Genomic DNA, 10,431 nt, shown 5'->3' on the forward strand with positions numbered 1-10,431 from the left:
TCGACCGCGCGGGTCGCTCACGGTCGTCCGTAGCCGGTCGGTCGTGCCTGGGGTAGTGCGGTGCCGCTGTTTGGCTCGCTCACAGGGTCTAGTATCGCCGAGCCGAATGGAACGGCGTCGAGCCCATGGGCGCGACCGCGACGGGCACGCCGAAGGTCGAGGCGTGCAACATGAGTCCGTTGCCCGCGTAGATGCCTACGTGCGAGATATCGGAGTAGAAGAAGACGACGTCGCCGGGCTGCAGATCGTCCTTGGCCACCGGGGTGCCGTAGGTGGCCTGCTGCGAACTGGTCCGTGGCACGTTCTTGCCGACCTGCTTGAAGGCCCACTGGACCAAACCGGAGCAATCGAACTGGTCCGGGCCGGTGGCGCCCCAGACGTAAGGGTCGCCGATTCGCGTGAGTCCCGCCGCCAGCGCGCTGGTGCCGCTGCCGGGAACCAGACCCTGCAAGAGGGTGTCACGGTCGAATCCGGGCGGGAACGGCGATCCGGCGAGAACGGACTTGTCCTTCGCCGACAGCGTGCCCCAGGCCTGCACCACCTGCGCGATGGCGCCACCGAGATCACTGCGCTTGTGTTCCAGATCGATGCGCACCGCCTCGGCCTTCTGCGCGGCGGAGCGGGCCGCGTCGGAGGCGGTGCGGGCCGCCGATTCGGCCGCGGTGGCGGCGTCGGTGGCCTTCTCGTAGTGGTTGAGCTGCTCGGAGGTCTGCGCGGATACCACGTCCAGCGTGGACATCTGGTCGAGCAGTTGCTGCGGTGAGTCGCTGACCAGCACGGCGAACAGGCGGTTGGTACGGGCGCCCTGGTAGGCGGCGATCGCGGTGCGGTCGATGACCGGCTGGTACCGGCGGACCTCGTCGCGGGCCCGGTTGACCACGTCGGTGCTGGCGGCCAGCCGGGCGTCGGCGTCGCGCTGCACGGCGAGTTTCGCCTCCAGCTCGGCCTCCGCCCCCAGCGCCTGCTGATTGAGCTGCTCGGACTGATGAGACAGATCGATCATCCGCTGCACGGCTTCGGTGGCCGTCGAGGGAAGTGCTACCGGATCGGCTCCGGCCGGACCGCCGCCGTAGAGGCCCGCGGCCAGCATTCCGGCTGCCAGCGTCCCGCCCACCAGACGTTTGGTCTGCTGTCTCCGGTGATGTTCAGCCACAGCCCGCGGTGCCCCGTTCTCTCGTGAAGCGATCTCTCGTGAAACCGCCGCGGAGTCCTTCGCCGAAACCGAGGTTTGCGTCGGCGAACCGCGGGTAATCGGTGGAAGGTCTCGGTTAGGTTACGGAACGGCCCGCATCGATGTCCAGTAGAGCACGGAACGATCACGGGCCGTTGGTGCGGTCGGGCCGCGAGACAGCGGCCCGACCAGCTGCTTGTCAGAAGCGGCGGGCACCCGCGACCGGCATGGAGGAGATCGGCGCGACCTTCACGGGCTGACCCGAGGTGGACGCGTGCACGACGTTGCCGTCACCGGCGTAGAGGCCGGAGTGGCTGCCGCCGTAGAACGAGACGAGGTCGCCCGGCTGCAGATCGTTCAGCGAGACCGGGCTGCCCGCGGACAGCTGCGCGCCGCTGGTGCGGGGTAGTTCGACGCCCGCCTGGCGGTAGGACCACTGGACCAGGCCGGAGCAGTCGAACGAGTTGGGACCCGCGGCGCCGTAGACGTACGGCGAGCCGACCTTGCTCATGGCGGCGTCCAAGGCGATCTCGCCGGAGCTCTTGGGGGCGGCGAAGGGAAGGGGGGCGGGACCGGGCAGCTCGAGGCCCGGCAGGGCCTGCGGGACCGGGATCTCGTTGGGAACGTCGAAGGTTCCCACGCCGGGGATGGTCACCGGCTGGGCCGACGCGGGGGCTGCGGGCAGCAGGAACGCGCCGAGAGTGGCAGCGCCGACGGCCCCGGCGGCAACAGCGCGCTGTGCGTGACGCTTGACGGCGTTGGTCGTCATGATGCGGAACTCCCAATCTGCCTCACGACGCCGCACCCGGTGGTGCCGCGGACTTCGTCTGGGCCGCACCGGTTGGCGCGGCGGACTCCGTGAGGTCTCGAAAAGGTTACGAACACATCACGGTGATTTGTAAAGGCCGGGCAATTTGAAAAGCGTCTGCTCAACAATTGCGTGGTCCAAACGCTGTGAGATGCGTCCCACGGAATCACGAAAAGATAACGGTGCCGAACTCCCAGGAAAAGTCCGGTTTCCGCCGTCTACTGGAGTGGGCCGGGCCGGTCGGCGGCCCCGGGTTGCCTCGACCGGTGTTTTGCCAGGTAGATCGCCCAAAAGAACCGTAGGGCACGGCATGGTCGCCCGTTCGTACGCTGTAGAGCCACGGATGGCGGGCCCGCCTGCTGGTGATCGACTGCATTTCGCAAGACTCGCGGCAATGTTTGATACAGATTTGTACCTTTTGTGATCTGGGTCTCTTTTTCGCATTCCTAGATCATTTCCCGGGTATCGCCCGAGAATCCCCACGGTGTAATTCGGACATTTCGTGGCGGACCGGCGTGCCCGGTTCCTGTCGGACCGTGGTCCTACGCTGCTCGCCGTGTCCGACCCCGCGCCGCGCCCGGCCGTCCAGCAGCTGGCTTTCGACGAGCTCGACACCCCCTTGTACGACACCACCTTCGTGGTCGTGGACCTGGAGACCACCGGGACCAGTCCCGGAGCCGACGGCATCACCGAGATCGGCGCGGTGAAGGTGCGCGGCGGGGAGGTGCTCGGCGAATTCGCGACGCTGGTCAACCCTGGACGCGCGATTCCGCCGGCGATCGTGCACGTCACGGGCATCACCACCGCGATGGTGTACGCCGCGCCGGGGATCGAGGCGGTGCTGCCCGGCTTCCTCGAATTCGCCGCGGGCGCCGTGCTGGTCGCGCACAACGCCCGGTTCGACATGGCGTTCCTGCGCGCCGCCGCGGCGCAGTGCGACACCCCGTGGCCGGCCGCGCAGGTGCTGTGCACCGTCAAACTGGCGCGACGGGTGCTCGGGCGCGACGAGGCCCCCTCCGTGCGGCTCGGCTCGCTGGCGCGCTTGCTCGGCGCCTCCACCCAACCGACCCACCGCGCACTGGACGACGCCCGGGCGACCGTCGACGTGTTGCACGCGCTGATCGGACGAGTCGGGAACCAGGGCGTCCACAGCCTCACCGAGCTGCTGGACTACCTGCCCGACGTCACGCCCCGGCAGCGCTCCAAGCGCGTCCTCGCGGCCGATCTCCCCGCTGCTCCCGGTGTGTATCTGTTTCGCGGTCCTTCCGACGAAGTCCTATATATAGGTACGGCGGTGAACCTGCGCCGTCGTGTCCGTAACTACTTCACCGGTTCGGAGACCCGGGGCCGGATGAAAGAGATGGTGTCCCTGGCGATTCGGGTCGACCACGTGGTGTGCGCGCACGCGCTCGAGGCGGGGGTGCGCGAACTGCGGCTGCTGGTGGCGCACACTCCGCCGTACAACCGCCGGTCGAAATTCCCGAAGCGGGCCTGGTGGCTCACCCTCACCGACGAGCCGTTCCCGCGGTTCTCGGTGGTGCGCGAACCCACTCGGGACGCGCTGGGGCCGTTTCGCTCCCGCAACGACGCCGCCGACCTGGGCGTGATCATCGCCGAGTTCACCGGACTGCGCACCTGCACGACGCGGCTGTCGCGCGGGGCGGTGCACGAGTGCCCGCCCGCCCTCGTCGGCGGCTGTCCGGCGGGGTCCACGGGCAACCCGCTGAATACGGCGCAGTACGCTGCCGCGCCCGCGCTCGTGCGTGCACTGTTCGCCGGGCACAGCGACGCGCCGATCCGGTCCATCCTCGATCGCATCGAAACCCACTCGCGTGCCCAGCATTTCGAGGCGGCCGCGCGGCTGCGCGATCGTGCGGCGCGGGTGGTGCGGGCGCTGCGCCGTACACAACGGCTGGCCGCGCTGGCACGCATCGCCGAATTGATCGCCGCGCATCCCGACGGCGACGGCGGGTGGGAGTTCGCGGTCATCCGGTACGGCCGCCTGGCCGGTTCCGGCACCGCACCGCGCGGCGTGCCGCCGATGCCCCTCGTGGAACAGATCGTCGCCGCCGCCGAAACGGTGATTCCGACGGGGGTTCTCGCCGAGCATCCGCTGCCGGAGGCGGAAGCGCCGATCACCGAAGACGCGCCGCCGTTGCGGGGCGCTTCGCCGGAAGAGGTGGCGTTGGTCGCGCGCTGGCTGGCCCGGCCGGGCGTGCGGATCGTGCGCACCACGCAGGGGTATCGAGAACCGCTGTTCGGCGCCGCGCGGTGGCTGGGCTGGGCGGAACTGGCCGACGCGGCGGTCCGCGCGCAACCGACCGAGCAGGGCTATCTCGACCGCTTAGGCTGATCGTCATGATTACCGCGATCGTCTTGATTCACGCCGACAACGGCCGCATCCCCGAGACCGCGCAGGCGGTCGCGGACACCGAGGGCGTCGCCGAGGTCTACTCCTGCGCGGGCGACGTGGACTTGATCGCGATCGTGCGGGTGCGCGACCACGAGCAGATCGCCGAGGTGGTGACCGCCCGGATCGACAAGACGCCCGGTGTCCTGCGCACCACGACGCACATCGCGTTCAAGTCGTACTCGCGGGCCGAAGTGGAGGCCGCGTTCTCGCTGGGCGACTAGTCCCGTTCAGTCCTCCACCCGGACGCTGAGCACCGCGAAATAGGCGGCGTCGTTCGGCGCGAGCACCTCGACGACATCGCCCGAGCAGCCCGGCACGTCGTACAGGTGCACGAGGCCGTCGGTGCGGTTGCGGATCTCCACATCGGACCCGTCGCCGACATCGAGGCAGCCCGCCGGGTTCTCGTAGCTGAGGCCCGCGGCGAACAAGGCCCCTTCGGCCGCGTTCGCGGCCGGCGCGGCGGCAGCGATACCCGCGGTGGCGAGGACAGCGAGTAGCGCCGGAACGGTGGGTCGCATATCTGTGCTCCTCGTCGGTCGAACCGGCCGGCGCGGTGCCCGACGGACTCGGCGATGCGCCGGATTGCCGCCTCGAACGTTACCGGCCGCGCCAGTGCCGATCAGGGCCTTCGTTCAGGTCAGCGTGTCGACCCGCACGCATCGGTCGACCCGCTTCAGTTGTCGCCGAGTGTCTGCGTCAGCTTCGCCCAGCGCTCCAGCAACGCGGCCGCGTGGCCCGCGTCGATCGCCTCGGCGGCACGGTCGATGCCCGCGGCGAGCGCGGCGTGCAGATCCGCGTCCGGATCGCCCGCGCCGCGCGACCAGTCGTAGGCCACGATCGCCGCCGCCGAATTCAGCAGCACCGCGTCGCGGACCGCTCCACCGCGACCGGCGAACACGTCGCGGGCCACACCCGCGTTCACCTCGGCGTCGCCGCCGCGCAGCGCGTCCAGCTCGACCCGGGGGATGCCGATGCGGGTGGGGTCGATGGTGGTCCGGCGCGTCCGTCCGCCCGAGACGATCCACGCCTCGGTGGTGTCCGAGGTGGTGATCTCGTCGAGCCCGTCGTCGCCGCGCACCACCAGGGCGCTCGCACCGCGTTCGGCGAACACCCCCGCGATGACGGGCAGCAGGTCGGCGAACGCGCAGCCGACCAGCCCGGCGCGCGGCTGCGCGGGGTTGGTCAGCGGTCCGAGCACGTTGAACACCGTCGGTATGCCGATCTGGCTGCGGGCCGCCCCCGCATAGCGCAAGGCGGGATGGAACACGGCCGCGAAGCAGAAGCCGATGCCGACCTCGCGCACACAGTGCGCCACCGCCTCGGGACCGAGCGCGAGCTTCACGCCGAGCGCTTCCAGCACATCCGCGCCGCCGCTCTTCGACGACGCGGCCCGGTTGCCGTGCTTGACCACCGGGACACCGGCCGCGGCCACCACGATCGAGGACATGGTGGAGATGTTCACCGAACCGGACCGGTCACCGCCGGTGCCGACGATGTCCACCGCGTCGCCATCGATGCGCACCAGCCGGGCGTGGTCGAGCATGCCCGCGGCCAAGCCGGTCAGTTCGGCGGGCGTCGGGCCCTTGATCTTCATGGCGACGCCGAATGCGGCGATCTGCGCGGGAGTGGCGTTGTCGGACATGATCTCGTTCATCGCCCACGAGGTGTCGTCCGCGGCCAGGTCGCCACCGTCGGCGAGGACTCCGAGCACCTGAGGCCAGCTGCGCACGCTCATTCCACACTTCTCCCGTCACACCGGTTCCACGCACCAGTTTGTCCGCACGCAGCCTAGCTGTGTTGGTCTTTCCAGCGCCTGCGGCGCTGGGTGTTCGCGGCCCCTTGGTGTCGCGAACGGCGCATGCTCGGTCTCGCTTCGCTCGAAACCGGAGTTGAGCCGAGATCGCGGGGTCGGCGCCGTCCAGCGGCGCCGGGCGCGGAGCCGTTACGGGTGTGGGCCCGGTTGCAGGGCGTCCCAGCCGTCGGCGGTGCCGTCGTGGCGCTGGGCGAGGCCGGCCATGCGGGAGCGTTCCTGGGAGCAGTGCAGGGCGTCCAGCAGTTGGACCCGCTGGAGGATCACCGTCTCGAGTTCGTCGCTACCCGGGCCGCCGACCTGCGGCGCGGGGGAGTAGCCGTCCTGTGCGGCGATCGCGCAGACGGTGGGCACATGCCGTGGCGGGATACGCAGGTGGTGCCGTAGCACCGCGGGCGCGTCCGGCGTCAGACCGGTCGCGCGCGCCAGCACGGCCGAGCACGCCTCCGTGTCGTCGAAGCAGGCCGCGACCACGACCAGATCCGCTCGCGCCGGGTCGAGTGCGGTGGGCCGGTCGCGCCGGAACATCCGCCGCCACAGCCCCGGTCCCATATTCGTCTTCATCTCAGCTTCTCCTTACCCTCAACTGTCATGCTGGCCGGGCGTTCGTCCGCGCTGTGCGACCCGTTCCGGGGGTCGCCGACCCTGCTCGCCCCCTGCCCCGCCTGGTCGAGAGCCTGTCCCTTCCTGCGTTTTCGGACACGGAGGAACGAGTTTCGTACCCGGGTTCGGCTGTCGTACTACGACGAGTCATACTTACCCCCGTGACGACCGCAGTAGGGACCCCAGGATCGGCCATTACCCAGCGTGTGCATTCGCTGAACCGGCCCAACATGGTCAGCGTCGGTACCATCATCTGGCTGTCGAGCGAGCTGATGTTCTTCGCAGGCCTGTTCGCGATGTACTTCGTCGCGCGCGCCCAGGCGCACGGTAACTGGCCGCCGGAGCCGACCGAGCTGAACCTGAAGCTCGCGGTGCCGGTCACGGCCGTGCTGGTCGCGTCGTCGTTCACCTGCCAGATGGGCGTGTTCGCCGCGGAGAAGGGCGACGTGTTCGGCCTGCGCCGCTGGTACGTCATCACGCTGATCATGGGCGCGTTCTTCGTCGGCGGCCAGGGCTACGAGTACACGAACCTGGTGCACGAGGGCACGTCGATCTCCAGCAGCTCCTACGGCTCGGTGTTCTACATCACCACCGGCTTCCACGGTCTGCACGTGATCGGCGGTCTGATCGCGTTCGTGTTCCTGCTGATGCGCACCAAGGTCAGCAAGTTCACCCCGGCGCAGGCCACCGCGGCGATCGTCGTCTCCTACTACTGGCACTTCGTCGACATCGTGTGGATCGGGCTGTTCGCCACGATCTACTTCGTCCGCTGATCGTGGCCGCCGCGCTGCCGAACGCGCGCGGTGCGACCCAGGATCTTTCGCAGAAGTCGGTTCCGTCTACTCCAAAGGGACACAGATGAGTTCATCTCCCCCGTCAGCGCCAGAGCCCGCCAGCCCCGGGAACGGCCAGGCCAGCAAGACGCGCAGGCAGCGCCGCGTTCGCCGTCGCATCGCGGGCGGGCTTGCGCTGCTGGTGGGCCTCGTCGGAGCAGGCTTCCTGGCATCGGCCCTCACGCCGGACCCGCAGCGCGCGACCGCGCACGAGGACCAGTCCGCGCTCATCCGCGAGGGCCAGCAGCTCTACGACACGTCCTGCATCACCTGCCACGGCGCGAACCTGCAGGGTGTCGCCGATCGCGGTCCCAGCCTGATCGGCGTCGGCGAGGCGGCGGTCTACTTCCAGGTGTCCTCCGGGCGCATGCCGATGGCGCGTAACGAGGCGCAGGCGCAGCGCAAGCCCCCGAAGTTCGACGCCCACCAGACCGACGCGCTGAGCGCGTACGTGGCGGCCAACGGCGGCGGTCCGACCGTGATCCGCGACGCCGACGGCCAGATCGCCCAGGAGTCGTTGCGCGGTGACGACATCGCCCGCGGTTCGGAGCTGTTCCGGATGAACTGCGCGTCCTGCCACAACTTCACCGGACGCGGCGGCGCGCTGTCCTCCGGTAAGTTCGCGCCGCCGCTGGAACCGGCCAGCGAGCAGCAGATCTACGCCGCGATGCTCACCGGCCCGCAGAACATGCCGAAGTTCTCCGACCGCCAGTTGAGCGCGGAGGAGAAGCGCGACATCGTCGCCTACGTCAAGAACGCGACCGAGGAGCACAGCCCCGGCGGCTGGGACCTCGGCGGCTTCGGTCCCGCGACCGAGGCCCTGGCCATCTGGGTGGTCGGTATCACGCTCGTGGTCGGTGCCGCGATGTGGATCGGATCCCGGTCATGACCGGTCAGCGCCCGGCCATGCCGAAAGGACACAGGTCATGAGCAGTAAGGAGCGAGACGACATGGGTCGCCCGGATGAGGGCCACGACGCGCAGCCGTCGAACGAGCACGCGGTGAACGCCACTCCGGCGGAGCCCACCGAGGCGGAGCTCGACAAGATGTCGCGCGACGAACTGGTCAAGCTCGGCACCGAGCGCGACGGCGTCGACGTCGCCTACCGCCGTGAGCGCTTCCCGATCCCGGGCACCCGGGCGGAGAAGCGCGCCGAGCGCGCGGTCACCTTCTGGTTCGCCGTTTCCGGCATCGCGGCCGCGGCGCTGGTCGGCGTGTTCCTGTTCTGGCCGTGGGAATTCAAGGGCAAGGAAGAGGAGGGCCACGGGCTCTACTCGCTGTTCACCCCGCTGGTCGGCCTCACCTTCGGCATCTCGGTGCTGGTGATCGGCGTCGCGGTGGTACTGATCCGCAAGCTGTTCATCCCCGCCGAACTGTCCATCCAGCAGCGGCACGACGGTCCGTCGCCGGAGGTCGAGCGCCGCACCCTGGTCGCCGAACTGCAGGACGCGCTGGACACCTCCACCCTGGGCCGCCGCAAGATGATCACCCGCACCGCGGGCGCTGGTGTCGGCGTGCTCGGCATCGGCGCGCTGCTGGTGTTCGTCGGCGGCATGATCAAGAACCCGTGGGCCAAGGGTGACAAGTCGCCGCTGTGGGTCTCCGGCTGGACTCCGGACTACCCGGGCGAGACCATCTACATCCGCCGCGACACCGGTCGCCCGGAAGACGTGGTGCTGGTACGCCCGGAGGACCTGGACGCAGGCGCCATGGAGACGGTGTTCCCGTGGAAGGAGAAGTGGCGCGGTGACGAGCACGCGACGTTGCAGTCGCTGCGCGGCATCCGCAACGCCGTCATGCTGATCCGTCTGCGCACCGAAGACGCGCAGAAGGCGATCAAGCGCAAGGGTCAGGAGAGCTTCAACTACGGCGACTACTTCGCCTACTCGAAGATCTGCACCCACCTCGGCTGCCCCACCTCGCTGTTCGAGCAGCAGACCAACCGGATCCTGTGCCCCTGCCACCAGTCGCAGTTCTCCGCGACCGAGTGGGGCAAGCCGGTCTTCGGTCCCGCCGCTCGCGCGCTGCCGCAGCTGCCGATCACCGTCAACGCTGAGGGCTTCCTGGTCGCCAACGGCGACTTCATCGAGCCGCTCGGCCCGGCCTACTGGGAGCGCCGTTCATGAGTCCTTCAGTCGCAGCCCAAGCCAGCGAGGCGGACGAGCGGTACCGCGCCGCCGCGTTCATGAAGCGGTCGATCAACAAGGTCTTCCCGACCCATTGGTCGTTCCTGCTCGGCGAGATCGCGCTCTACAGCTTCATCATCCTGCTGCTGTCGGGCGTGTACCTGACCCTGTTCTTCGACCCGTCGATGAGCGAGGTCGTCTACAACGGCGCTTATCAGCCGCTTCGCGGTGTGACGATGTCGCGGGCGTACGAGACCGCACTGAACATCACCTTCGAGGTTCGCGGCGGTCTGTTCGTGCGGCAGGTCCACCACTGGGCGGCGCTGCTGTTCGCGGCCTCGATCATCATCCACCTGTTCCGGATCTTCTTCACCGGCGCGTTCCGCAAGCCGCGTGAGGCGAACTGGGTGATCGGTTCGCTGCTGCTGATCCTGGCGATGTTCGAGGGCTTCTTCGGTTACTCGCTGCCCGACGACCTGCTGTCGGGCACCGGCCTGCGGGCCGCGTTCGGCGGCATCACGATGAGCATCCCGATCGTCGGCACCTGGATGCACTGGCTGATCTTCGGCGGTGACTTCCCCGGCGAGATCATCATCCCGCGGCTCTACATCGCGCACGTGCTGCTGTTCCCGGGCATCATCCTGGCGTTGATCGCCGCGCACGTGGC

At 69.1% G+C, this 10,431-nt stretch carries 11 protein-coding genes; 6 read left to right on the top strand and 5 right to left on the bottom strand.

Annotated elements, in window-relative coordinates:
* Positions 1 to 88: 88 nt before the first annotated feature.
* Together ABZ803_RS16310 and ABZ803_RS16315 are read right to left on the bottom strand one after the other, a co-directional pair.
* Complete coding sequence (locus ABZ803_RS16310; protein WP_357038159.1) at positions 89 to 1,090, bottom strand: NlpC/P60 family protein; 1,002 nt, start codon at positions 1,088 to 1,090, stop codon at positions 89 to 91.
* A gap of 280 nt (positions 1,091 to 1,370) precedes the next feature.
* Positions 1,371 to 1,940 carry a C40 family peptidase gene (locus ABZ803_RS16315; RefSeq protein WP_357038085.1) on the bottom strand — a complete coding sequence of 190 codons (570 nt, stop codon included), beginning with the start codon at positions 1,938 to 1,940 and terminating at the stop codon, positions 1,371 to 1,373.
* 595 nt (positions 1,941 to 2,535) lie between these two features.
* Between ABZ803_RS16315 and ABZ803_RS16320 the strand changes: the two genes are divergently transcribed.
* Both ABZ803_RS16320 and ABZ803_RS16325 read left to right on the top strand, forming a co-directional pair.
* Entirely contained in the window at positions 2,536 to 4,332 is a 1,797-nt protein-coding gene (locus tag ABZ803_RS16320) for a DEDD exonuclease domain-containing protein (protein WP_357038088.1), read from the top strand.
* 5 nt (positions 4,333 to 4,337) lie between these two features.
* Complete coding sequence (locus ABZ803_RS16325) at positions 4,338 to 4,613, top strand: Lrp/AsnC ligand binding domain-containing protein (protein ID WP_040865888.1); 276 nt, start codon at positions 4,338 to 4,340, stop codon at positions 4,611 to 4,613.
* A gap of 6 nt (positions 4,614 to 4,619) precedes the next feature.
* Here the strand turns inward: ABZ803_RS16325 and ABZ803_RS16330 are convergent, their stop codons facing one another.
* The 3 genes from ABZ803_RS16330 to ABZ803_RS16340 all read right to left on the bottom strand — a co-directional run bounded on the left by ABZ803_RS16330 (position 4,620) and on the right by ABZ803_RS16340 (position 6,766).
* Entirely contained in the window at positions 4,620 to 4,910 is a 291-nt protein-coding gene (locus ABZ803_RS16330) for a hypothetical protein (RefSeq protein ID WP_357038091.1), read from the bottom strand.
* A gap of 155 nt (positions 4,911 to 5,065) precedes the next feature.
* Positions 5,066 to 6,127 (bottom strand): anthranilate phosphoribosyltransferase, encoded by a 1,062-nt coding sequence (gene trpD, locus ABZ803_RS16335; protein ID WP_357038094.1) that lies wholly within the window; start codon positions 6,125 to 6,127, stop codon positions 5,066 to 5,068.
* 207 nt (positions 6,128 to 6,334) lie between these two features.
* Positions 6,335 to 6,766, bottom strand: coding sequence for a hypothetical protein (locus tag ABZ803_RS16340; protein ID WP_357038097.1), 432 nt, complete (start codon positions 6,764 to 6,766; stop codon positions 6,335 to 6,337).
* Positions 6,767 to 6,966: 200 nt separating this feature from the next.
* Between ABZ803_RS16340 and ABZ803_RS16345 the strand changes: the two genes are divergently transcribed.
* The 4 genes from ABZ803_RS16345 to ABZ803_RS16360 form a co-directional block, all read left to right on the top strand.
* Positions 6,967 to 7,578 (top strand): heme-copper oxidase subunit III, encoded by a 612-nt coding sequence (locus tag ABZ803_RS16345; protein ID WP_040865892.1) that lies wholly within the window; start codon positions 6,967 to 6,969, stop codon positions 7,576 to 7,578.
* Positions 7,579 to 7,663: 85 nt separating this feature from the next.
* A complete protein-coding gene (locus tag ABZ803_RS16350) occupies positions 7,664 to 8,527 on the top strand; it encodes a cytochrome c (RefSeq protein ID WP_083863336.1) in 864 nt (287 codons plus the stop codon).
* Positions 8,528 to 8,588: 61 nt separating this feature from the next.
* Positions 8,589 to 9,764, top strand: a complete 1,176-nt coding sequence (locus ABZ803_RS16355) for a ubiquinol-cytochrome c reductase iron-sulfur subunit (RefSeq protein WP_357038162.1) — start codon at positions 8,589 to 8,591, stop codon at positions 9,762 to 9,764.
* Positions 9,761 to 10,431 (top strand): cytochrome b (locus ABZ803_RS16360; RefSeq protein WP_357038102.1); only part of this gene is annotated, 671 nt, incomplete at its 3' end. The genes ABZ803_RS16355 and ABZ803_RS16360, both read left to right, overlap by 4 nt.

This window comes from Nocardia sp. NPDC047648, assembly GCF_040642815.1.
GTDB lineage: Bacteria > Actinomycetota > Actinomycetes > Mycobacteriales > Mycobacteriaceae > Nocardia > Nocardia gamkensis.